Annotated in this window: 19 protein-coding genes; 10 read left to right on the top strand and 9 right to left on the bottom strand. The window is 69.8% G+C overall.

Annotated features, from left to right (window positions below; translation table 11 throughout):
• Positions 1 to 39: 39 nt before the first annotated feature.
• A complete protein-coding gene (locus AB0I81_RS10315) occupies positions 40 to 642 on the bottom strand; it encodes a PadR family transcriptional regulator (RefSeq protein WP_360653200.1) in 603 nt (200 codons plus the stop codon).
• A gap of 81 nt (positions 643 to 723) precedes the next feature.
• Between AB0I81_RS10315 and AB0I81_RS10320 the strand changes: the two genes are divergently transcribed.
• The 4 genes from AB0I81_RS10320 to AB0I81_RS10335 all read left to right on the top strand — a co-directional run bounded on the left by AB0I81_RS10320 (position 724) and on the right by AB0I81_RS10335 (position 5017).
• On the top strand, positions 724 to 1320 hold the full coding sequence (locus AB0I81_RS10320) for an NAD(P)H-binding protein (protein WP_360653203.1): 597 nt from the start codon (positions 724 to 726) through the stop codon (positions 1318 to 1320).
• 168 nt (positions 1321 to 1488) lie between these two features.
• Positions 1489 to 2157, top strand: a complete 669-nt coding sequence (locus AB0I81_RS10325) for a DUF998 domain-containing protein (protein ID WP_360653206.1) — start codon at positions 1489 to 1491, stop codon at positions 2155 to 2157.
• Positions 2158 to 2213: 56 nt separating this feature from the next.
• A complete protein-coding gene (locus AB0I81_RS10330; protein WP_360653209.1) occupies positions 2214 to 4646 on the top strand; it encodes a nitrate- and nitrite sensing domain-containing protein in 2433 nt (810 codons plus the stop codon).
• The gene (locus AB0I81_RS10335) at positions 4643 to 5017 is read left to right on the top strand and encodes a DUF742 domain-containing protein (RefSeq protein WP_360653212.1); all 375 of its coding nucleotides are present in this window, start codon (positions 4643 to 4645) and stop codon (positions 5015 to 5017) included. Before AB0I81_RS10330 ends, AB0I81_RS10335 begins: the two co-directional genes overlap by 4 nt.
• 135 nt (positions 5018 to 5152) lie before the next feature.
• Here the strand turns inward: AB0I81_RS10335 and AB0I81_RS10340 are convergent, their stop codons facing one another.
• From AB0I81_RS10340 to AB0I81_RS10365, 6 genes are all read right to left on the bottom strand, one after another.
• A complete protein-coding gene (locus AB0I81_RS10340; RefSeq protein ID WP_360653215.1) occupies positions 5153 to 5725 on the bottom strand; it encodes an ATP/GTP-binding protein in 573 nt (190 codons plus the stop codon).
• Complete coding sequence (locus tag AB0I81_RS10345; protein ID WP_360653218.1) at positions 5706 to 6068, bottom strand: DUF742 domain-containing protein; 363 nt, start codon at positions 6066 to 6068, stop codon at positions 5706 to 5708. Before AB0I81_RS10345 ends, AB0I81_RS10340 begins: the two co-directional genes overlap by 20 nt.
• On the bottom strand, positions 6065 to 6472 hold the full coding sequence (locus tag AB0I81_RS10350; RefSeq protein ID WP_360653221.1) for a roadblock/LC7 domain-containing protein: 408 nt from the start codon (positions 6470 to 6472) through the stop codon (positions 6065 to 6067). The genes AB0I81_RS10345 and AB0I81_RS10350 overlap by 4 nt, the downstream gene beginning before the upstream one ends.
• On the bottom strand, positions 6469 to 8595 hold the full coding sequence (locus AB0I81_RS10355; RefSeq protein ID WP_360653224.1) for a nitrate- and nitrite sensing domain-containing protein: 2127 nt from the start codon (positions 8593 to 8595) through the stop codon (positions 6469 to 6471). Before AB0I81_RS10355 ends, AB0I81_RS10350 begins: the two co-directional genes overlap by 4 nt.
• Before the next feature lie 224 nt (positions 8596 to 8819).
• Positions 8820 to 9677 carry a PrsW family glutamic-type intramembrane protease gene (locus AB0I81_RS10360; protein ID WP_360653227.1) on the bottom strand — a complete coding sequence of 286 codons (858 nt, stop codon included), beginning with the start codon at positions 9675 to 9677 and terminating at the stop codon, positions 8820 to 8822.
• Positions 9674 to 11200, bottom strand: coding sequence for a hypothetical protein (locus AB0I81_RS10365; protein ID WP_360653230.1), 1527 nt, complete (start codon positions 11198 to 11200; stop codon positions 9674 to 9676). The genes AB0I81_RS10360 and AB0I81_RS10365 overlap by 4 nt, the downstream gene beginning before the upstream one ends.
• Before the next feature lie 252 nt (positions 11201 to 11452).
• On the opposite strand from AB0I81_RS10365, the gene AB0I81_RS10370 reads away from it, so the two are divergent.
• A complete protein-coding gene (locus AB0I81_RS10370; protein WP_360653233.1) occupies positions 11453 to 12127 on the top strand; it encodes a hypothetical protein in 675 nt (224 codons plus the stop codon).
• A 94-nt stretch (positions 12128 to 12221) separates the two neighbouring features.
• Positions 12222 to 12692: a hypothetical protein gene (locus AB0I81_RS10375; protein ID WP_360653236.1), complete on the top strand. Its 471-nt coding sequence runs from the start codon at positions 12222 to 12224 to the stop codon at positions 12690 to 12692.
• A 47-nt stretch (positions 12693 to 12739) separates the two neighbouring features.
• Here the strand turns inward: AB0I81_RS10375 and AB0I81_RS10380 are convergent, their stop codons facing one another.
• Together AB0I81_RS10380 and wecB are read right to left on the bottom strand one after the other, a co-directional pair.
• On the bottom strand, positions 12740 to 14776 hold the full coding sequence (locus AB0I81_RS10380; RefSeq protein ID WP_360653239.1) for a glycosyltransferase: 2037 nt from the start codon (positions 14774 to 14776) through the stop codon (positions 12740 to 12742).
• A gap of 54 nt (positions 14777 to 14830) precedes the next feature.
• Positions 14831 to 15961 (bottom strand): UDP-N-acetylglucosamine 2-epimerase (non-hydrolyzing), encoded by a 1131-nt coding sequence (gene wecB, locus AB0I81_RS10385; RefSeq protein ID WP_360653242.1) that lies wholly within the window; start codon positions 15959 to 15961, stop codon positions 14831 to 14833.
• Between the two features lie 176 nt (positions 15962 to 16137).
• On the opposite strand from wecB, the gene AB0I81_RS10390 reads away from it, so the two are divergent.
• From AB0I81_RS10390 to AB0I81_RS10405, 4 genes are all read left to right on the top strand, one after another.
• Complete coding sequence (locus AB0I81_RS10390; protein ID WP_360653245.1) at positions 16138 to 17688, top strand: glycosyltransferase family 4 protein; 1551 nt, start codon at positions 16138 to 16140, stop codon at positions 17686 to 17688.
• Positions 17689 to 17806: 118 nt separating this feature from the next.
• Positions 17807 to 19069, top strand: a complete 1263-nt coding sequence (locus AB0I81_RS10395) for a nucleotide sugar dehydrogenase (protein ID WP_360653248.1) — start codon at positions 17807 to 17809, stop codon at positions 19067 to 19069.
• Positions 19070 to 19088: 19 nt separating this feature from the next.
• Positions 19089 to 20177, top strand: a complete 1089-nt coding sequence (locus tag AB0I81_RS10400) for a glycosyltransferase (RefSeq protein ID WP_360653251.1) — start codon at positions 19089 to 19091, stop codon at positions 20175 to 20177.
• A 27-nt stretch (positions 20178 to 20204) separates the two neighbouring features.
• Positions 20205 to 22004, top strand: coding sequence for a DUF4434 domain-containing protein (locus tag AB0I81_RS10405; protein WP_360653254.1), 1800 nt, complete (start codon positions 20205 to 20207; stop codon positions 22002 to 22004).
• The last annotated feature ends 140 nt before the right edge of the window (positions 22005 to 22144 follow it).

Raw genomic sequence — 22144 nt, forward strand, 5'->3', positions numbered from 1 at the left:
CACCCCGAGAACGCGGGGTGCCGGGTTGGGCGCAGCTTCTCACTGTTCGTCGAGCACGTTCTCCAGCAGGTCGCGGTTGAAGGTGCCCGACCAGCCGAGCTCGCCGGACTCGACGCGGGCGATGAGCCGCCTGATCCAGACCAGCTCGGCCTCGCTCAGCGCCCGCTCGTAGTCGAGCTCGATCATCAGAACCTCGGGCAGGCCGCTCTCGCGCAGGCCCTTCAGATGTCCGTTCAGCTCGGCCACGTTCCCATCGACCGCCGCCTCCCTCGTGCGCAGGGACCGCAGCGCATCGGGTACCGGCAGGACGCCGATGAGCGAGACGGCCGCGGTGAAGACGCGGCGCTCGCCGCCCGGGTTCTCCAGGAGCGCCCGGAGCCTGGACGTCAGCTCGTGACGGCCCTCGTCGGTGATCTCGTAGATCGTGCGCTCGGGCCGGCGGCCCTCCCTGCTGGTCTCGACGGGGACGATCAGCTCCTCGCCGGCCAGCTTGTCGACCGCGTGGTAGAGGCTCCTCGGCAACCCCGTCACGTAGTCCTTGTGCGTGTCGACGATGAAGCGGTGCAGCTCGTACGGGTGGCCGGGACGTACCGACAACATGGCCAGCACCGTCAGGCCGACCAGATCGGGACGTCGTGCCATGGCGCTCCTTTCCTAATGCAGTTTGCACTATAGTTCATGAGGATCGCCATAATGCGGATTGCCATATTAGGAGGCGCCATCATGAAGATCATGGTCATCGGCTCGACCGGCAGAACCGGACGGCACGTCCTGACGCAGGGCGTCGAACGCGGGCACGAGATCACCGCCTTCGCTCGCCGGCCCCACCTGCTCGCGGACCGCGACCGGCTGGCAGGCGTTCATCAGGGCGACGCGCACGACCTGGAGACCGTGCGCCTGGCCGTACAGGGGCAGGACGCCGTCATCGCCGCGGTCGGCGGCAGCGGGATCGCCGCCACCCTCATCACGGCCATGCGCGAGCACGGCGTGCGCCGGGTGGTGATGACGAGCAGCCGCTCCGTGCCCGCCACCCGGCCCCGGCTCGCGGTCTCGCTGGCGTGGTTGTTCCTGCGGGAGGCGTACGTGGACCTCGCACGTGCCGAGGGCATGTTGCAGGTCAGCGGGCTCGACTGGAGCATAGCCAGGGCCACGAGGCTCACCGACAAGCCGCCCGCAGGGCGCGTGCACATCGACTTCGAGGCCAACGCCACGGGCGGCGCGATGCAACTCTCACGCGCCGACTACGCGATGGCGCTGCTCGACACCGTCGAGGATCCCCAGCTCGCCGGCAAGGCCCTCGGCATCTGCGGCCCCCGGTAGCTCATCCCGCGAGGAGCAACCCGTGCTGAAAGCGGATCCACGGCTGCCGGCGGTCATCGTCCTGGCGCTCTTGGCCTGCTGCCCCCCCGGCGGACTCAGGGACGGCTCAGGGTCGGGTAGGGGCGGAGCCGGATGTGGGGGCGGGGGCCCGGAGACCAAAGTGGTCTCATGACCGCAGCCAAGAGGCTCTACCCCTGGATCGCCGGCACGTCGATCCTGTTCTCGGTGGTCGCCGTCGTGGCAGCCCAGTTCGACTCCACCCTCGACCCCATGAACGTCACCATCAGCGAGTACGCCGTGTCCGAAGGCGGGGGCGTCACGGGCGCCGCGATGGCGTTGCTCGGGATCGGGTCGCTGGCGTTGCTCGCGGGACTGCGGTCGGCCGGGGCGCCGATCAAGGGCGTGCCGGAGTGGTTGCTGATGGTGTGGTCGGGCGCGGTGATCGTGGCCGCCGTGGTCCCGACCACACCGCTCGGCCAGGATCCCGGCCTGGCGACCCAGATCCACCGTTACGCCTCCGTCGCCGCCTTCGTGAGCCTGCCCGCCGCCGGCGCGCTGCTGGTGCCCAGGCTGGCCTCAGACGCCGCGTGGAAGCCCGTGGCGCGGGTGGTGGAGTGGGTGTCGCTGGCGGGCGGGTTCGGGCTGCTGGCGATCACGTACGTGGCCATGCCGGGCGAGCGGGTGATGATCGGGCTCGTCGAGCGGTTGCTCCTGGGCGCCGAGGTGGCGTTGCTGGCGGTGCTGGCGGGATGGCTGGTCCGGATGGCCTGGCGCAGGAGCGGCGCAGCAGCCGCCAATTTCCCGACATATCACAGTTTTATCGCTAATCGATCTTAAAGCCTCAGCTTTCAGTGCTATTCTCTCCCGCGATCTTCTATCCGGGAGCGGGTGTCATGGCATCGGGCAGATCCATCAGATTCAAGATCTCGACGCTGCTCGTCATCCCCTTGGTCTCCCTGGTCGCGCTCTGGGGTTTCGCCGCGAGCACCACGTCGGGAGAGGCTCTCAACCTGTTCAAGGTCGAGACCATCTGGACCAACATCATCAACAACACCGACGGCCTGGTCGGTAACCTCCAGACCGAGCGCCTGGCCTCCGCCGAGCGCATCGCCCGCTCGGGCGGCGACCCCGACGCGCTGGCCAAGGCGCGGGCCAAGGTGGACGCCAACAACGCCAAGCTGCGCCGGCAGGCCATGACGGAGAGCACCCAGTCGGCGCTCACCGACGACATGAAGACCCAGCTCCAGACGGTCTTCGAGGCCATCGACCGGCTCCCGGACATCCGGCGCAAGGTGGACGCGCGCCAGCTCACCCCCGGCGGCCTCGTCACCGAGTACGCGAAGATCTCCGACGAGGTCCACCTCCTGTACTCCCGGCTGACCGTGAGCACCGACCTGGAGCTGGCGTTGCAGGCCCAGGGCCTGATCAAGGCCGACGAGGTGCGCGAGCAGCTCGCCCGCGAGCACGCCCTGGTGATCGCCACGAACGGCCGGCCGAGCATGCACGACGTGCACCTGCTGGCCGGGATCGACGGCACCCGCAAGAACCTGTTCCCCAAGGCGCTGGCCAACCTCGACACCGAGCTGCGGGCCCCGTTCGAGAAGATGTACTACGCGCCCCGCTTCTCCACCATGGAGAACCTCCTGGAGTCCTACATCAGCGGCCAGCCGCTGGACCTGGAGCTCTGGCGGGGCGTGTCGGACCAGGTGCAGAAGGAGTACCGCGAGGCCGTCTGGCGCACCGGCGACAAGCTGCTGGCCAGGATGCAGCCGGCGGGCGTCGGCATCGTGACGAGGGCCGGCATCGCCGGCGCGCTCGGCCTGGTCGCGGTCATCGTCTCGATCTTCATCTCGATCAAGATCGGCCGCAGGCTCACCCGCGAGATGGGCGCGCTGCGCCGTACCGCGCTGGACCTGGCCGAGATCAGGCTGCCCGACGTGGTGGACAAGCTGCGCAAGGGCGAGCCCGTGGACGTCGCGGCCGAGGCCCCGCCCATCACGGTGAGCGCGCAGTCGACCAGCGAGGTACGCGACCTGGCGGCGGCGTTCGACAGCGTGCAGTCCACGGCCGTGGACGCGGCCGTGGAGCAGGCCAGGCTGCGCGAGGGCGTCTCCGAGGCGCTGCGCAACCTGGCCAGGCGCAGCCAGTCGCTGCTCCAGCGCCAGCTCAGGCTGCTCGATGAGATGCAGCGCCAGACGGAGGAGCCCGAGGCGCTTGAGCACCTGTTCAAGCTCGACCACCTGACCACCCGCATGCGCCGCCACGCCGAGGGCCTGGTGCTGCTCTCCGGCGGCGCGGCAGGCCGCCGCTGGCGCGGCGTCATCCCGATGGAGGACGTGCTCAGCGGCTCGGCGGCGCAGGTGGAGGAGTACACCCGGGTACGCGTCTACCCGATGCCCGAGGCGGGCGTCTCCGGCGCGGCGGTGGCCGACCTCATGCACCTGTTCGCCGAGCTGATCGAGAACGCCACCACCTTCTCCTCGCCCAGCAACGAGGTCGCGGTGCACGGCGAGATGGTCGGCAAGGGCTTCGCCGTCGAGATCGAGGACCGCGGCCTGGGCCTGGACGAGGGCACGCGCAGGACCATCAACGAGCGCCTGGCCAGCCCGCCGGAGTTCGACCCCTCGCAGACCGAGCGGCTCGGATTCGCGGTGGTCGGCATGCTCGCGGCCAGGCACGGCATCAAGGTGACGCTCAAGACCTCCCCGTACGGCGGCACCACGGCCATCGTGCTGGTGCCCGCCGCGCTGGTCGAGCCCCTGACCGGCCCGGTGCAGCCGGCGGAGTTCGAGCCGGTCTCCGTGTCGGTCGTGCGGTCGGACCCGTCGGAGATCACCGGGCCGGGCGAACTGCCGCGCCGGGTCCGTACGAGCAGGCGGGGCACCCATTCCAACGGAAGCGCCCCCGCGCTGCCGCAGCAGGCGCCGCCACGGGACGGCCCGCCGCCGCGGCAACTGCCGCGCCGCGACCGGACCACGGGCCTGCCCCAGCGCGAGCGCACCACCGAGCAGCCGCAGCGGGACGGGGCCACGGAGCTGCCGCGACGCGAGCGGACGACCGAACGGGCCGGCGAACATACGACAGGACTGCCGCAGCGGGAGCGCGGAACGGGGTTGCCGCAACGGGAGCGGCAGACCGGGCTGCCGCAGCGGCTCAGGCAGGCGCCACAGCCCGCGCCATCGGCCGCGCCACCGGCTGTATCACCGGCTGCATCACCGGCCGAGGAGCGTACGCCGGAGGAGACCAGGGCGCTGCTCTCCTCGCTCCAGTCAGGCTGGCAGCGCGGGCGGCAGGAAAGCGACCAGGATGGGGGATCTCAATCGTGAGCCGCGAGCACGAGTGGGTTGATGAGGAGGCCGGGCCCGTCGTACGGCCGTACGCGGTCGCGCGGGGGCGCACCAGGTCCGCCTCCATCGAGGTCGACCTGCTGGCGGTCGTCGTCTCGACGGGACAGCCCGTCCCGGCGAAGGCCGAGCTGAGCGCGCAGCACCGGCGGTTGCTGGCCTGCGTGGCCGGGAAGAACAGGCCCGTCGTCGAGGTCGCCTCGGATCTGGGCCTGCCCGTCGGCGTCGTACGCGTGCTGCTGGGCGACCTGCTGCAGCACGACCTGGTGACGGTGCGCCCGCCGCGCGACAAGGCCGCCGCCCCGTCGGAGAGCCTGCTCCGCGAGGTGATCAACGGCCTGCGGGCGCTCTGAGCCGGCCCTGACGGGCTTGAGAGCGCTCCAGTCGGGCCTCACTCAGTTCGCCAAGGCGGGCCTCAGTTCGCCGAGGTGAGCCCTCGTTTCGCCGAGGTGAGCCCTCAGCTCGCCGAGGCGAGCGTCGCCGTCGCCTCAGTTCGCCGAGGCGAGCGTCCTCAGCGAGTGCTCGACCAGGGTGATCATGACCTCCTTGGCCGAGGTCCGCCGCCGTACGTCGCAGAGCATGACCGGGACGTCGTCATCCAGGTCGAGCGCGATGCGCACGTCGTCCACGCTGTGCCGCTCCGCGCCGTCGAAGCAGTTGACGGCCACCACGAAGGGCGTGCCGCGCTGCTCGAAGTAGTCGACGGAGGGGAAGCAGTCGGTCAGCCGCCGGGTGTCGGCGATCACGACCGCGCCCAGCGCGCCGTAGGAGAGCTCGTCCCACATGAACCAGAAGCGCTCCTGCCCGGGGGTGCCGAACAGGTAGACGACCAGCCCGTCGCGGATCGTGATGCGGCCGAAGTCCATCGCCACGGTCGTGGTGTTCTTGCCCTCCACGCCGTCGGTGTCGTCGACGCCGATCCCGCGGTCGGAGAGCACCTCCTCCGTGCGCAGCGGCTTGATCTCGCTGATCGACCCGACCAGGGTGGTCTTGCCGACGCCGAAACCCCCCGCGATCAGGATCTTGAGCGCGACAGGGTCATCAGAGAGCACGGAGTCCATTGATCACTTCCTTGAGAATGCGCTCATTCGACCGCGCCCCTCCGGCGGAGGACGACGTCACCGAGATGAGCCCGTGGTCACGCATGTCACCGAGAAGCACCCGGATGACGCCGACGGGCAGGTCGAGCTCGACGGCCAGGTCGGCCAGCGAGATCGGTTCACGAGCCGCCCGCAGGATGAGCTGCTGTTCTGGGCCGAGCTCGCCAGGGGGATCCCCGATGGCGCGCACGGTGGCCACGAGGTCGAACGCGTCCCCAGAGGAGCGCGTACGGCCGCGAATGAGAGCATAAGGCCGGACGACGGGTCCCGCCTCCTCATCGAACCACTGCGGGCTATCGCTCATGACGCTCCAGCGCGCGGGTTGGTGGTGATGTGCTGGCCCACCCGCTTGACCAGCATCGCCATCTCGTAGGCGATCTGACCGACGTCCACGTTCGCCTCGGCGATCACGGCCAGGCAGGTGCCCTGGCCGGCCGCGGTCACGAACAGGAACGCCGACTCCATCTCCACAATGGTCTGGCGCACGTCGCCGCCGCCGAAATGGCGTCCGGTGCCACGTGCCAGGCTCTGGAACCCGGCCGCCACGGCCGACAAGTGCTCGGCGTCCTCGCGGGTCAAACCCTTGGAACGACCCACGGCCAGGCCGTCGGTCGACAAGATGACCGCCTGGCGCACGGCGGCGACCCTCGTGGCAAGGTCGTCCAGCAGCCAGTTCAGCTCACCGGTGTTGGTGGTCGGCGCACTCATGCATCCCCCTTACTCATGGGCCCCTCCTCAGAGGCTTCTTCTCTGGCGCGTTGGGTTCCCCGCTGGTAGGCGGAGAACAGGTCGCGTACCTCGTCGGGTGAGCGTTCGTCCCGCTGCTCGGGCTCCGGCGGCGCCTCCTTGAGCGGCTTGGCCAGATTGGCCTGGCGCACCCGCCTGGGCAGTCCCGCGTGGGTGCCGGCGCTGTTGGAGCCCCGGGAGCCCCGGGAGTCCCGGGAGTCCCGGGAGCCCTGCGACCCCGAGCCGTGCGTGCCGGAGCTCACGACCGCCAGGGCCTTCTTGCGCGTACGGGCGGGCAGCGCGGCCCTGCCGTCACCGTCGGCGGCCTCCAGCGCGGACTGCTCGGTCACCGACGAGCGCGGCACCAGCACGATGGCGACGGTGCCGCCGAAGGGCGAGCGGCGCAGCAGCACGTTGATCCCGTGCCGCGCGGCCAGGCTGGCCACCACGAACAGGCCCAGCCGGTCGCTGTCGGCCAGGTCGAACTCGGGCGGCGCGGCCAGCAGCGCGTTGAGCCGCGCGTACTCGGAGGCCGTCAGCCCCAGCCCTCTGTCCTCCACCTCGATGACGTAGCCGTTGCTCACCATGTCGCCGCGCACCTGCACGAGGGTGTCGGGCGGCGAGTAGATGGTGGCGTTCTCGACCAGTTCGGCCACCAGGTGGGTGACGTCGGCCGCGGCGGTTCCGTCGATCGCGCCGGCCGGCATGGTCTCCACGGAGACCCGGGTGTAGTCCTCGACCTCCGAGACCGCGGCCCTGACGATGTCGATCACGGGCACCGGCTTGCGCCAGGCGCGTCCCGGCGCGGCGCCGGACAGGACGATCAGGCTCTCGGCGTGCCGCCGCATGCGGGTGGTCAGGTGGTCCAGGCGGAAGAGCTCTTCCAGCTTGTCGGGGTCGTGCGCACGGCGCTGCATGCCGTCGAGCAGCGCGAGCTGCCGGTGCAGCAGGCCCTGCTTGCGCCGGGCGAGGTTGAGGAAGACCTGGCCGACCCCGCGCCGCAGCGCGGACTGGCCGATCGCCGCCGTCACGGCGGTGCGCTGCACGGAACCGAAGGCCCTGGCCACGTCGGTGATCTCAGCGGAACCGCTCACCCTGATCGCCCTGGCCTCCTTCCGCACGTCGACTTCCTCGCCCTTGCGCAGCCGTGCCACGAGGTCGGGCAGCCGCTCTCGCGACAACTCCACCGCGGCGCCACGCAGCCCGGCCAGTTCTCCGGCCAGGCGACGACCGAAGCGTACTGAGATGATGATCGACGCGAGCACCGCGATCAAGCCGAGGCCGCCGGCGATGCCGATCTCGATCATGGTTCCGGTGGCCGCCTTGGAGGTGCGGGCCGCCAGGGTGTCGGAGGAGCTGACGCCCAGGTCGTCGAGCCGGGTGCTGAGCTTGTCGACGGCGTCGTGCCAGCTCTCGGCGTCCGGCGGGGGACCGCCGGTCTTGATGATCCGCGACTCCATGGTGGCGAAGGTGAGGAACGGCTCGGTGGCGAAGACCTGCTCGTACGGCCTGCGCAGCGCCACGTCGAGCCCGGCCTGGCCGCGCGAGTGCAGGAACTTCCTGGAGGCGGCGTACTCGGTGAACGCCGCGACCTCGGGCTCGGTCAGCCGCTTGTCGGCCAGCGCGCCGATGATCAGCGCGTGCTCCCTGGCGATGTACTCCCTGGCCATGCCCATGGCCTGCAGCGACGACGCCTGCTGGAAGATTTCCAGGTCGGAGACGGAGACCAGGTGGTCGTAGAGCATGAAGATCGCGTCGAGGATGCGGTTGTACTCGTTCAGCCCGGCCAGGCGGGAACTCAGGCCGCCGTCGATGTCCGACCGGATAGTGCCGAGCCGGTCGAGCGCCGTGTCAAGGTTGCCGAGCGGCAGGCGCAGGTCTTCGCCGACGGAGCCCCCGGCGTCGGTCACGGCCTGTCTGAACTCGGCGACGGAGCTGTCGGTGCGGGCGCGCTGGCCGCCGAGCACTTCGGTGAGCTCACGCGTAGTGAGCGCCTCCGCCGAGCGCACCCGTTCGGCCTGTAGCTGAAGTCCCAGGTCAAGGGAAGTGACGCCGATGGTGTCGTAGAGGGTGTTCGCGCGGAGCAGTGACTGGGCGTCGCCCATGGTGAGATTGAGGACGAAACCCCACAGCGCGCTCAGAGACAGGAGGGGTAGCAGTAGTAATAGGAAGATCTTGAACCGAATTGACCGGTTTCGCGAGCCCATGTCCCAACCTCTAGTCGGGGGCATTTCCACACCTTGTGTAAATACACCTCCGGAAGATCGCACAGGAGACTAGCACCGATTATGCTCCGGGCGCAGTGGGAGGAAGACGTTCATTACCGTGATTATTGGGGCAAGTTCCCGCGGTCCCGGCGGTCCGAGGTCACCGTCGCCCACAGCCACAGCAGCGCTACCAGCGAGATCACGATGAGTCCCGCCCAGTTCAGCAGCGTGTACATGTGCACCTGCCACGGCGTCACGTGCGGCACCCGGCCGATGCGCAGTTGCTCGAACTGCCACGGGCGCCCGGTCAGCACGAGCGTGATCGCGATCGCGATGGCGCTCATCGAGTCCCACAGCGCGTGCAGCGCCGAGACGCCGAGGTAGGTCAGCACCACCGGGGAAGTGAGCCGCCCGCGCGCGGCGAACAGCGCGCCGCCGGCGATCGCGGTCCACAGGCCGTGCCCGACCGGGGCCAGGATCCCGCGCAACACCTCGGTCTCGACGAGCTGGGTCAGCGACAGGCCGTCGGCGGTGAACAGGGCGTTGAAGGCGTAGCCGGCGCTCTCGAACGCGGCGAAGCCGAAGCCGACGGTCGCGCCGAGCACCAGGCCGTCCCTGGTGGCACGTCTGGCCATGCGCCTGGTGACGTACATGAGGGCCGCCAGTTTGACGCCCTCCTCGATCAGGCCGACGGCCACGTACATGAGCACGGAAGGCCGCAGCAGCCAGCTCTCCAGCAGCGAGGCGCCGAGCACGCCCAGCACGCCGCCCACCACGAACGCCTGGAACAGCAGCTCGACCGTCACCTCGGGGGAGCGGCCGCGCCCGTAGGCCCACACCACGAACGTCACCGGCACCAGGAAGCTGCCGAACAGCACCACGGTCGGCACCAGGTTGGCGTTGCCCGTCCAGGCGGTGACGACCACGGTGGCCAGCCACAGGACCAGACCGGTCAGGAAGATCCGCAACCAGAGCCTCATGACAACTCCTCCACCGCTCGCCGCGCCGCCGTGACCGCGGCCTCGTCGCGGGCGCAGGGCTCGGTGTCGGAGCCGGCGATCGCGATCCTGCCGAACCGCCCGCGCGCCGCGTCCGCGGGGAACGGCCCGTCCGGGTAGAAGGCGTGCCACGGGCGGCAGTACTCGGGCGCGAGCGCGTGACCCCGCCGGTGCACGGTGATCGCCTCGATGCCGCCGCCCGGATCGAAGCCGACCGGGCCGAGCAGCCGGGCCAGCTGGTTCCGTACGGTGTGCTCCAGCACGCCGTACGGCGTGCGGAACAACTCCCGCCGGCCCGCCACCGACCCCGCCTGCGGCCCCAGCTCCGAACGGCACGGCGTGGCCAGCAGGCGCACGGTGTCCGGGGGCGTGAACTCGCACGCGCTCCAGTACGCGCCGGTCCACCGCACCCGCCGCACGCCCAGCCGCCGCCAGGCGTCCGCGTCGCGCAGCCGTACCGAGGCGCGCAGCAGCGGCACCCGCACGGCCCCGCGCAGCGCCTGCCGCCGTTCCGGGGGCAGTTCCGGCACGAGGTAGGGCACCACCGCGCTCCAGCAGGCCAGGATCACCGCCCCCGCCTCGACGGTCAGCACCCGGTGCCCGTCGAAGTAGCCCACGGTCGCCGAGGAGGCCCCGTCGCGCACGGACACCACCGGGCTGGACGGCCGTACCAGCACCCGCTCGTCCGGCGTGGGAGTGGCGGTCATGGGCGCGGGCCCGTGCCAGCGCCGCCGCACGGTCGGCGAGTTGTACCGCGACGGCTTCTCGCGGCCCAGGCCCAGCCCGCCGAACCCCGGATACCCCGTGCCCCAGGCGTCGATCGCGCCGAACGCCCGTGTGTCGTAGCCCCACTCGGCGCACGACATCGTCCGGCAGAACCGCTCCGCGTCGGGATGGACCCCGCACACCTCCCGCAGGAACTGCGCGTACGTCAGCCCCGCCAGCCGCTCCTGCTTGCCCTCGGCCGTCAGCCCGGGGAACCAGTCGGGCGGATCATCGTAAAGCGCGCGCAGGTCCCGCCGCGCCCGCCCGTCGATCGGCAGCCGATCGACCCATCCGGGCGTGGAGAGCCTGACCAGCCCGTCGGTCCCGAAGCTCTCCTCGTCGCACATCACCGCGTCGAACTCCGCGTGCCGTCCGTGGAGGTCGTCATCGAGGACGTCGTGGTTGTCCAGCACCAGGACGCGCTCGCGCGGATGCCGCTCCAGCCACCCGGCGGCGGCGTCGAGCCCGCCCCGTCCGCCGCCGACCACGACGAGCCCGTAGGTCTCCCCGGTAGGCACGGCGGGTCCGGCGTGCTCCCAGAACCGGCCGTCCCGCAGCGCGTGCGGCACGCTGAGCGCCTCACTCGTATCTCCGCGCACCGAGAAATGCCCGGACGGCTCAGGCGTCCCCTGAGCCGCTCTCGCGGGCGCGGCCGCCACGCATCCCACGGCGATGCCGTCGAAGAGGTCCCGGCGGGAAATGGGCACAGCCATGCCGAGGTCGCGCGGAGTCAGGCTCATGCCTGGATCATCCGCAGTACGGAGAAAAGCCGCACAGCGCCGCGCAGCGGCTCGGGAAACATTTTGCGTGCCCTGTTACCGCGAATGCCGCTTACTCGTGCACGCGTCCACTACCAGGAGCAACGCCCAAAGGGGCGAACCGGAAATCAGGCATGAAGCCACTGAATCCCGCAAATAGCGACGTTACCAACGTCCCCGCAGGCCAGGTCCTCTAGCGTTTTCATAATGCCGATTAAGTGAAATGGAGACATCATGAGGAAAGCCATTCCCAGCATATTTCTGAGCACCCTGGTCATCGCCGGATGTTCCGCGGCCGAAGAGGTCAAGGCGCCCGCCGCCAAGGTGCCGGTGTCGCAGACGTCGGTGGAGAGCGCCAGGTTGCGCGCCGCCCTGCTGCCCGTGCCCAAGGGCATGAGCGTCGCCTACGGGCCGGAGCTGGGCGCGTTCGGCACACTCAAGTCCACCCAGCAGGGCCTGGCCGCCGTCCGCAGGGCCCAGGCCGAGCAGCCGGGGTGCGCGGGGGCCGCCCAGCTCGACGCCGCCAAGCCGGAGGTCGCCAAGTCGCCCGCCGCGGTGATCGCCTTCTCCGCCGCCCGTGGCTCGATCACGCAGGCGGTGGTGTCCATGCCGGCGGAGACCTTCCCCGCGCCGCTGCCCAAGCAGTGCGTCGACTACACGGCCGACGTCGGCGGGACGCGGGTCACGTACCGGACGAAGACCCTGAAGATGCCCGCCAGGGGCGACCAGTCGCGGGCCTACCTCACCACGGCGGCGGGCGGGAAGAGCAACGCCCAGATCGGCTCGGTCATGATCAGGCGCGGCAAGCTGATCATGAGCATGCTGGTGGTCGGCCAGCAGGTCAAGCCGCAGGGCCTGTACGAGCTGGCGAGCCTGGCCGACCAGAACCTGGCCAAGGTCGCCGCCTGATTGTTCGTATTGCGTCGAAGTGGGCCGGGCGGCTCCGCGCTGCTTGCTAGCGTCCTGGAGCTTGATCGAGACCGACCACTCCACAGGGGGATCAATGATCATCCGCCGAGCCGCCGCCGCCCTCCTGGCGGGCTGCGCCGCGACCCTCACCCTGGCCGCTCCGGCCCAGGCCGCCCCGCCCACCGTCGATCTGGTGCGGTACTACAACGGCGCCAAGCACTGGAGCACCACGGGGGAGGTGCCGGGCGGCTACAAGCGCGAGGGCGCCGTGACGATCCTGGCCGTTCCCGCCAAGGGCGCCGTGCCGATCTACGGTTGCATGGCCGGGTACACCAAGGGGGACCAGTTCCTGAGCCACAAGAGCGACTGCGGGCGCGACGGGCACACCGTCCTGCGGCGTGAGGGCTTCGTCTATGCCGGCCCGAGGCCCGGTTTCACCCGGCCGATCTACCGCTGCTACTGGCCCAAGGCCCAGAGCCACTTCTTCTCGATCGCGGCCGACTGTGAGAACACCGCGACCACCAAGGTGAACGCCGAGTTCAGGATCGGGTACGTCAAGGGCTAGCACGCGGGCGCGGCGGCGCGGGTCTCCCGCCCGCCGCGCCGCACTGCTCAGATGAGCACGTGGTCGTCGGGGCGTCCGACGAAGGAGAACTGCGCGTTCCTGGTCAGTTTGATGTGGTCGGCCTGCCAGGTGTGCATCGAGGTGTCGGCGCTGCGCCAGTAGACGAAGTTGAAGCGGTCCGCCGAGTAGATCTTGACCGCGTCCTCCTTGAGGCGCCGTACGAGGTGGGTGTCCTCGCCCCTGGTGATGTCGGCGAAGGGGTAGGAGCGGAACAGGTCCGCCTTGCCGAGGAACGTGCCGCCCTGCACCAGCCACGAGTAACGGTGCTCCAGGCCCGGCAGGCGGAACATCGTGGTGTTGCTGCCCTCGAAGTAGGCGTAGTGCGCGCCCTTGCCGGTCAGCTCGGCGTCGGAGTAGTCGAAGGCGCGCACCAGGTCGGACAGGTAGTGCTCGCCGTACAGGTTGTCGTCGTCCATCTTGGCGATCAGCTCGCCCTCGGCGGCGGCGATGCCCAGGTTCATGCACGCCCCGAGTGACAGCTCCGCCGAGGCGGGCAGCACTGTGACGTCCGTGACGCCCGCCATGCGGGCCTTGTCCGCCACCACGACCGGGTCGATGTCCAGGCCGTGCAGCACCATGACGAGTTGCAGCGGGCGGTGGCGCTGCCTGGCCACCGAGGAGATCGCGTGCTCGATCTGGGCGGCCCGGTTGGTGGGCAGCACGACGGTGATCGAGCGCGACCTGGAGGTCGTGTGGTGGCCGAGGTCCTGGAGGATCTGGTCCACGCGGTGTGAGAACAGGTGCTTGTCGAACACCTCGCGCATCGCCAGGTGCCCCATCCTGGCCCGCAGCTCCGGGCTGTTCATCAGGTGCAGCACCTGGTTGTAGGACTCGATCGGCTCGCGCGCGATCGGCACCAGCCCGCCGAACGTCTCCTCGATCGCCCGCGACCACCCCGACACCACCGGGGTCGCGCAGGCTGACAGCTCGAAGACGCGCCGCGCGCACATGGTCGGCGAGTCCAGCACCGAGTTGACGTTGAGGAAGACCTTGTACATCCGGTACGCGGCCAGCATCTGGTCGTAGGGCAGCTCGCCCACGATGTGCGGCCGGTACTTGTCCGGCCACGCGTACTTCTCGTCCACCTCGCCGTTGCGCGCGAAGATGTGCAGCCCCAGCTCCCTGACCGGGTCGAGCACGGTCTCCATCTGCTCGCGGCGCTCGGGGTGCTTGTTCCTGAAGTACATCCCGGCGAAGACCACGTCGTGCAGGCGGCCCTTGTTCTGCTGGATCGGGTTGTGCACCCGGGGCTGGGCGGCGAACTGCAACACGTCCACCCGGTCGTGGCCCAAAATTTCCCGATATTTCGGCAGCATGTCACCGTCGCAGGTGAACACGTAGTCGAACAGCTTGGCCGTGTCGATGAAGAAGTCGAAGTTCGGCGGGTCCTCCTTGTTCCAGAAGACCGTCGGGATGCCCTCGCTCCTGCACCAGGCCAGCAGGTCGCGCAGCGGCTCCTTGGGGGCGTTGGTGCCGGTCATCTGGTAACGCCAGCGGCCCTGGTTCCCGTGCCAGGCCGACTCGCAGAACAGCAGGTCGGGCCGCTTGTCGGCGAAGATCTCCGGCCAGTCCTTGAGCCCGAACTCGATCTGGTCCCACTCGTAGCGGAAGGCCATCCTGGAGAAGTCGTCCAGGATCACCGCGACCTTCAGGTCGGGCCGGTTGACCGGCCCTGTCGGCCACTTCGCCGGCGGCACCTCCACCAGCGGCGGCCGGTTGCCGGCCGCCTCGATCACCTCGGTGACGGGGGTGGGCGCCTTGGGCGCCCGCTCCTTCGACCTGACCGCCTCGACGATCTTCCCCGGGCTCTTCGAGCCGAGCGCCTCGCCCAGCTTGAACGTGCGCTTGGCCTGCGCGGCCTCCAGCTTCCAGCCGGCGTACGCGGCCTTGGCCTCGGCGATCTCCAGCCGCCGCCGCAGCTCCCTGATGTCCGCCTCGTACCGCTCGACGAGCTTGCGTTCCTCGGGTAGCCAGTTGACGGGCCCGAGCCGTTGGTAAGTGGGCTGTTCGGGGGTTTCGGCCATGGTGGTACGCCTATCGCTCAGCGGAGGTTTTTCATAGTACGGCGGATATAGCCGTCATTCAGGGCGTTTGCCCTGAGACGCGGGCGCGAGGTTGTCCCCCTTGAGCCAGGCGGCGATCACCGTGGCGATGCGCGGCCCGGACTTGCCGTCCCACAACACCGGCAGCTCACCGGCCGGCGTGGCCGCGCCGTCGGACAGCGCCTTCTCCGAGGCCGCGGGCAGCAGGGCGGGTGTGACCAGGCGGTTCGTGCCGTGGGTGATCGTGATCGGGCGCTCGGTGTTGGGCCTGACGGTCAGGCAGGGCACACCCAGCACGGTCGTCTCCTCCTGCACGCCGCCGGAGTCCGTGACGACCAGCGCGGAGCCCCGTACGAGTGAGAGGAAGTCCACATAGCCCAGCGGGTCCACCACGCGCACGGACTCGCCGTCCACCAGCCCGGCCTCGGCCAGCCGCGCCTTGCCGCGCGGGTGGATCGGGACCACGATCGGGATCTGCCGCGAGACCTCCAGCACCGCGTCCACCAGCTCCTTCGCGGCCTCGGGGGTGTCCACGTTGGCCGGGCGGTGCAGCGTGGCCACCGCGTAGCGCTCGGGCAGGCCGAGCCGCGCGACCACGGGCGCGGGGTCGAGCCCGGGCAGCGCCGAGTACAGGCTGTCGATCATGGGGTTGCCCACCAGGTGCACCTTGGACGCGGGCACGCCCTCGTTCGCCAGGAACGCCAGCGCCTCCGGCGAGGTGGCGAACAGCAGGTCGGCCAGCGCGTCGGTGACGACCCGGTTGACCTCCTCAGGCATGCCGCGGTCGAACGAGCGCAGCCCCGCCTCCACGTGCGCGGTCGGCACGCCGAGCTTGGCGCAGACCAGGATCGCCGCCAGCGTGGAGTTGACGTCGCCGTAGACCACGACGAGCTCGGGCTCCTGCTCCTGGACGACCTCCTCAAGGCCGACGAGCAGCGCCGCCGTCTGCTTGGCGTGGCTGCCGGAGCCGACCCCGAGGTTCGCCACCGGCTCGGGCAGGCCCAGATCGGCGAAGAAGACGTCGGACATCAACGCGTCGTAGTGCTGACCAGTGTGGATGATGCCCTGCCGCACACCGAGCTCGCCGAGTGCCCGCACCACCGGGGCCGCTTTCACGAAATTGGGACGAGCACCCAATACGTGCAGGACCAGGGGGTTCTCCCTCATTGACCTCGCCTTTCATAGCGGAAGGGAAAAAACGCTGCCTATGGTACGGTCCCTCCGTGGCATCCGACGCCAGTCGTCAAGACTCCTCAAAGGTTTCCGCGAAGTCCGCCCGTGCCGGCGTCGGTGGACTTCTCAAGGGCTTCGTTCAACATCCGATCCTGGTCTCCCGCGTGGTGATGACGAAGGTCAGATCCGATCCGGTCCGCGTGGCCCAGGCCGCCGCCGACACCCTGCCGCCCAAGCTGCGCCCCATCGTCGGCAGCGTCGCCTGGCCGACCGCCCGGCGGGCCAGGCGCATTGTGCGCAAGTTCGGCATGCGCGTGGTCAAGGGCCCGTGGAACGAGGCCAAGGAGCACTGGGACGCCGGCCGGGTCAGCGAGGCCGCCGCCGTGCTCGAGGCCCACACCAAGTACCCCTTCGTCAAGCGCAGGGCCGCCTACTACCGGGGTGAGCTGGCCGCGATCAGTCCCGACCCGATCCCGCCGGGGCCCAAGGTGGCCATCCTGGAGCGGGTCAAGAACCGGGTCCTGCACGTGGTCACGAACGCGCTGCCGTACACGCAGGCCGGCTACACCGTGCGCACCCACCGCATCGTCACCTCCCAGAAGGCCGCCGGGATCGACCCGCACGTGGTCACGAGCTGGGGCTGGCCGATGTTGCAGGGGCACGCGGACGCGACGCCGTACGACGAGATCGACGGCATCCCCTACTACCGGCTGCTGCCCGAGTCGCACGGCGAGATGCCGTTCGAGACCCGGGGACGCATCATCAGGGGCGCCGACCGGGTCACCAAGCTCGTGACCGAGCTGCGCCCGCAGGTCCTGCACGCCGCCACCGACCACCGCAACGGCTCCATCGCGCACGCCGTGCGCGACCGCACGGGCACGCCGTTCGTGTACGAGGTGCGCGGCTTCCTGGAGGAGACCTGGGCCTCACGCGACCCCATCCGCGTGGGCAGCCAGCGGCACCTGCTCCAGCGCGACCGCGAGGCGTTCCTGATGCGCGAGGCGGACGCGGTCGTCACGCTGGCCGAGACCATGGCCACCGAGATCGTCGAGCGCGGCGTGCCCAGGGAGAAGATCCACCTGGCGCCCAACGCCGTGGACGACTCGCTGCTGAGCGTGCACTACGATGGGGCCTCGTTCAGGCGCGAGTACGGCATCGCCGACGGCGAGATCGTCGTCGGCTCGGTCTCCAGCATCGTGGCCTACGAGGGCTTCGCCACCCTGCTGCGCGCCGCCGCGCTGCTGCGCGACGAGAACACCCCCGTGCGCGTGCTCATCGTGGGCGACGGCACCGAGCGCGACAACCTGCTGGAACTCGTCGAGGAGCTGGGCCTGAGGGACGCCATCCTGCCCGGCAGGGTCGGCCCCGACGAGGCGCTGCAGGCCCAGGACGCCATCGACATCTTCGCCTGCCCCCGCGAGGACCTGCGCGTATGCAGACTTGTTACGCCATTGAAACCCGTCGAGGCGATGGCGCTGGGCAAGCCGGTCGTGTTGAGCGATCTGCCCGCGTTGTCCGAGCTTGTCGGCTCCGACGGGGCCGGCATGCTGGTCCCGCCCGGCGATCCTGCCGAGCTGGCCAAGGCGATCGCCGGGCTCCGCGAGGACCCCGCCAAGCGCGCCGAGATGGGCGAGGCGGGCCGCGCGGAAGTGGCCGCCAAGCGGACTTGGTCCCGCGTTGCCGAGACTTATCAAGCCCTATACCGGTCCCTTGCCGAATGATGACCTTGAGATTGGCTGTCTCTTGTGACGGGTTCGGTCGCATTAGGCGTGAGCTAGGTGGACTTGAGATAGCCTTTGCGACCATGAAGTGTTGTTTCCGGCTCCCAAAGGCACAGCTGTGACAGAAATCGACTTGGCTGTCATCGGCCTGGGCTACGTCGGCATGCCTCTCGCCAAAGAGGCTGTCGCCGCTGGCCTGCGGGTCGTCGGCCTGGACGTCGACCCCGCCAAGGTCGACGCGCTCAACGCCGGGCAGTCCTACATCGATGACCTGACCGACGCCGACCTTGAGCACATGCTGGCCAACGGGTTCAGCGCCACGCTCGATGAGACCGTGCTCGCCAGAAGCAACACGATCGTCATTTGCGTGCCCACCCCGCTCGACGAGGACCACCGCCCGGACCTGTCCGCGGTGGAGGGCGCCACCACGACCGTCGCCCGCAACCTGCGCGCCGGCACGCTCGTCGTCCTGGAGTCCACCACGTGGCCCGGCACCACCGACGAGGTGGCCAGGCCCCTGCTGGAGGGCTCGGGGCTGAACGCGGGCAAGGACTTCCACCTGGCCTTCTCGCCCGAGCGCATCGACCCGGGCAACGCCAAGTACGGCCTGCGCAACACCCCCAAGGTCGTCGGCGGTTACACGCCGACCTGCCGGGACCGCGCGACCGCCTTCTACGGGCAGTTCATCGAGCAGGTGGTGCCGGTCAGCGGCACCCGCGAGGCCGAGATGGCCAAGCTGCTGGAGAACACCTACCGGCACGTCAACATCGCCCTCGTCAACGAGATGGCGATCTTCTGCGACGAGCTCGGGATCGACCTGTGGGAGGCCATCGAGGCGGCCGGCACCAAGCCGTTCGGCTTCCACAAGTTCCTGCCGGGGCCCGGCGTCGGCGGGCACTGCATCCCGGTGGACCCGTCGTACCTGTCCTACACGGTTCGCAAGCTCGGCTACCCCTTCCGGTTCGTCGAGCTGGCGCAGGAGATCAACGAGCGGATGCCGTCCTACGTGGTGGCCCGCGCACAGCGTCTGCTGAACAGGCATAAGAAGCCCGTGAACGGCGCCAGAGTCGTTATGCTCGGCGTCACCTACAAACCGGATATCGCCGACGAGCGGGAGACTCCGGCCCTGCCGGTGGCGCGTGCGCTGCTGGAACTGGGCGCCGAGCTCTCGTTCGCGGACCCGTACGTCAAGGAGTGGTCGGTGGACGGCACCCCGGTGCCGCGTGAGGAGGATCTGGCCGAGGCCGTGATCAACGCGGACGTGACGCTGCTCCTGCAGCAGCACGCCGCGTTCGACCTCGACATGGTCGAGTCGAAGGCCAGGCTCGTGCTGGACACCCGCGGCGTGCTCGCCGAGGGTGAACGCGTCGAGCGGCTGTAGCGACGGAGGGCTGCGCGCAGTGCACGTGCTCGTCATGACGGTGGTGCATAACCCCGAGGACGCGAGAATTCTGCATAGGCAGATTCGTGCCCTTGTGGATGCCGGTCATGAGGTCACGTACGCCGCCTCTTTCACCGGCTTCGGAGTCGTACCGCGACCGTGGGTAACCGGCGTCGATCTGCCCAGGGCCTCGCAGCGCAAGCGCACGTCCGCGACGTGGGCGGCGCGGCGGTTGTTCAAGCGCATGCGCAACAAGGTCGACATCGTGGTGGTGCACGACCCCGAGCTGCTGTTCGCCGTCTGGGGCATCCGCAACAGGCCGCCGGTGGTGTGGGACGTGCACGAGGACACCCCCGCCACGCTCTCGCTCAAGCCGTGGCTGCCCTCACTGCTGCGGCCGCCGGTACGGTTCCTGGCCCGCGTGCTGGAGGGCACCGCCGAGCGTCACCTGCACCTGATGCTGGCCGAGACCGCCTACGCGGGCCGGTTCAAGCACGCCCACCCCATCGTGCCGAACGAGACGTGGGTGCCCGACTCCGTGACGCCCCCCGGGGACGACCGGGTGGTCTACCTGGGCTGGCTCTCGCGCGCCAGGGGCGTGGTCGAGGCGGTCGAGGTGGCCAGGCTGCTGCAGCCGTACCGGGTGGCGGTGGAGCTGATCGGGTACGCCGATCCGCAGAGCCGCCCGCTGCTCAACCAGGCCGTCACCGAGGGCCTGCTGGAGTGGCGCGACTTCATGCCCAACGACGAGGCGCTCAAGCGGCTCGACGGCGCGCTGGCCGGGCTGTCGCTGCTGCACGACGAGCCGAACTACCGGCACTCGATGCCGACCAAGATCATGGAGTACATGGCGCACGGCATCCCCGTCATCACCACTCCGTCGCCGCGGGCGGTGGAACTGGTCGAGCGCTATGACAGCGGCGTCGTGGTGCCGTGGGAGGACCCCAAGGCGGTAGCGCAGGCCGTGCTGACCCTGCGGGACGACGTACGCGAGCGCCGGGCGCAGGGCGCGCGGGGTTACGCGGCGGCACGGGCGAACCACCACTGGCCCAACTCGGCCAAGCGGTTCGTCGCGCAGCTCGAATCGTGGGCCGGGGTCAAGCCGTAACTTCCGAGGGCGGGTAGGTTACTGAAAGTGCGCTGGCTCTTCCTGGTCGTGGGCACAGCCATCGTGGCCGTGGTGGCCGCGGTCGTCGTCGTCGTGCAGCCCTTCTCCTCCGAGGAGACGGCGCCCACGGCGGCCAAGTCGGCGGCGCCCAAGCCGTCCAGCACCCAGCCGACGCCGAAGGTGAGCGAGTTCACCGACCCGTGTGGAACGTTCGACACCGGCGAGAAGGCCCCCTACGCCGTCACCGGCTACTGGATCACCCCCACCTCCGACCCCTGCACCTGGCGCAGCCAGCTCCAGGAGATCCACCGCGTCGGCGGCGACACGATCATCAGGATCGGGTACGGCCTGCAGTTCCGCACCGTCGATGACGAGGGCCGGGTGCTGACCAGGGACGGCGAGCTCGACACGCGCTACAAGTCCTGCCGCGAGAACGACATGACCTGCTACGACGCCGCCCTGTACGAACTGCAGGAGGCCAACCCGGACAACCGGATCGGCCGCGTGTACGTCTACAGGACCGACGAGTCGTTCGGCCCCGACCTGTTCCGCTGCCCGGGCATGGAGAAGGCCATCGAGGTCGGCGACCGGATCTACTACCGGCTGATCACCCAGGCCGACGGCTCCGACGACGCCACCTGCGACTTCAGCCGCAAGGCCGGGTCGTACGACATGATCCTGGTGGCCGGATCGAACAAGGACAGCCTGCAGAAGCTGCTCGACCTCGGCGACCAGTTCGGCATGCGGGTCTTCCCCGCCCTGCCGCTCGCGCCGCGCGACGCCAAGACGCCGATCAGGGCCGCCACCCGCCACCTGGGCACGCTCACCACGCTCACCCGGCGCATCCTTCAGGACTACGGCACCCGCTTCGCCGACCGTGACTCGCTGGGCGGCGTGTACCAGCCGTTCGAGGTCCAGATGTCGGCCACGCTGGCCACGAACCCGACCCTGGAGGTCTACGCCGACCAGCACCGGATCGTCGACCAGGAGCTCGGCAAACCCATCCTGATCAGCCCCTATCTGGACGCCCGCAAGCGGGTGGGCTTCGGGCAGACGCCCAAGCAGGTGGCCGAGGGCTTCAAGGCGCTGGTGAAGACCGGGGTCGGGATCATCGCGCCGCAGGACAGCCGGGGGACGGGCAAGGTCGGGCTGTTCTGGCCGGACGAGCGGGACCAGGAGGTGGACTCGCGGCTGGAGCCGGTGGTGGGGGAGTCCTCGTACGACACGGCTTACCACGGGTCCACGCGCGACTACTACCGCGAGATGGCCGCCGCCCGCCAGGAGATGATCGAGTCCGGCCACCACGTGCAGCTCTGGGCGAACGTCGAGGCGTTCGAGCCGTCGGGCGCCGAGCCGTGCGCCCCCACCGGCACCCGGGGCAAGACCGACAAGCAGCGCCTGGACCAGGCTGTGACCATGGCCGGGCGGTATGTGCAGAAGATCGTCTCCTATATGTGGAGCGACTTCATGACCTGTGGGAAGCCGTCGCTGGAAACGGAGATCGCGCAGGACTGGCAGCGGCCTATCGCGGTGGACGCCATCCGGCGGGGGCGCGACATCCAGGACGGGATCGAGGTGCGCGGCTACAACCTCAAGGATGGGACGATCACCGTTCAGTACTCCGGGGGGACCAAGGAGATGGTGGTCTCGGCGGTGGGGTGGCTCGATGAGGATCCGATCGAGGGTGAGTTGCCGAAGGGGATGGCTACTGCCTGGGTGCCGTTCGACTGGGCTCAGGTGCCTGCCGGGGAGTGGGTCAAGGTCGGGGTCAAGCTGCCTTCCGGGCAGTCTTCGGCCGAACCGTTGCATGTACGGATCGTCACTTAGACGCTTGGGCGTACGAGCTTTGCCGGCCACCGGCGAGCTTGTCGGCCGCCGGGCCCGCGGGTGACGCGCCCGTCGTCACCCACCTGCACGTGCGATGCGCCGCCAGCCACCCGCCCTACGCGCGACTCCTACGCGCGACT

Origin of the sequence: Nonomuraea sp. NPDC050404 (assembly GCF_040655495.1) — a bacterium.
Classification (GTDB): domain Bacteria; phylum Actinomycetota; class Actinomycetes; order Streptosporangiales; family Streptosporangiaceae; genus Nonomuraea.

Excerpts from the sequence above, each read along its gene's own strand:
- AB0I81_RS10330 (WP_360653209.1), top strand. The coding sequence starts at position 2,214 with ATGGCATCGGGCAGATCCATCAGATTCAAGATCTCGACGCTGCTCGTC.
- wecB (WP_360653242.1), bottom strand. The coding sequence starts at position 15,961 with ATGAGGGAGAACCCCCTGGTCCTGCACGTATTGGGTGCTCGTCCCAAT.
- AB0I81_RS10345 (WP_360653218.1), bottom strand. The coding sequence starts at position 6,068 with ATGAGCGATAGCCCGCAGTGGTTCGATGAGGAGGCGGGACCCGTCGTC.
- AB0I81_RS10340 (WP_360653215.1), bottom strand. The coding sequence starts at position 5,725 with ATGGACTCCGTGCTCTCTGATGACCCTGTCGCGCTCAAGATCCTGATC.
- AB0I81_RS10365 (WP_360653230.1), bottom strand. The coding sequence starts at position 11,200 with ATGAGCCTGACTCCGCGCGACCTCGGCATGGCTGTGCCCATTTCCCGC.
- AB0I81_RS10315 (WP_360653200.1), bottom strand. The coding sequence starts at position 642 with ATGGCACGACGTCCCGATCTGGTCGGCCTGACGGTGCTGGCCATGTTG.
- AB0I81_RS10380 (WP_360653239.1), bottom strand. The coding sequence starts at position 14,776 with ATGGCCGAAACCCCCGAACAGCCCACTTACCAACGGCTCGGGCCCGTC.
- AB0I81_RS10355 (WP_360653224.1), bottom strand. The coding sequence starts at position 8,595 with ATGGGCGACGCCCAGTCACTGCTCCGCGCGAACACCCTCTACGACACC.
- AB0I81_RS10320 (WP_360653203.1), top strand. The coding sequence starts at position 724 with ATGAAGATCATGGTCATCGGCTCGACCGGCAGAACCGGACGGCACGTC.
- AB0I81_RS10390 (WP_360653245.1), top strand. The coding sequence starts at position 16,138 with ATGACGAAGGTCAGATCCGATCCGGTCCGCGTGGCCCAGGCCGCCGCC.
- AB0I81_RS10375 (WP_360653236.1), top strand. The coding sequence starts at position 12,222 with ATGATCATCCGCCGAGCCGCCGCCGCCCTCCTGGCGGGCTGCGCCGCG.
- AB0I81_RS10370 (WP_360653233.1), top strand. The coding sequence starts at position 11,453 with ATGAGGAAAGCCATTCCCAGCATATTTCTGAGCACCCTGGTCATCGCC.
- AB0I81_RS10325 (WP_360653206.1), top strand. The coding sequence starts at position 1,489 with ATGACCGCAGCCAAGAGGCTCTACCCCTGGATCGCCGGCACGTCGATC.
- AB0I81_RS10350 (WP_360653221.1), bottom strand. The coding sequence starts at position 6,472 with ATGAGTGCGCCGACCACCAACACCGGTGAGCTGAACTGGCTGCTGGAC.
- AB0I81_RS10360 (WP_360653227.1), bottom strand. The coding sequence starts at position 9,677 with ATGAGGCTCTGGTTGCGGATCTTCCTGACCGGTCTGGTCCTGTGGCTG.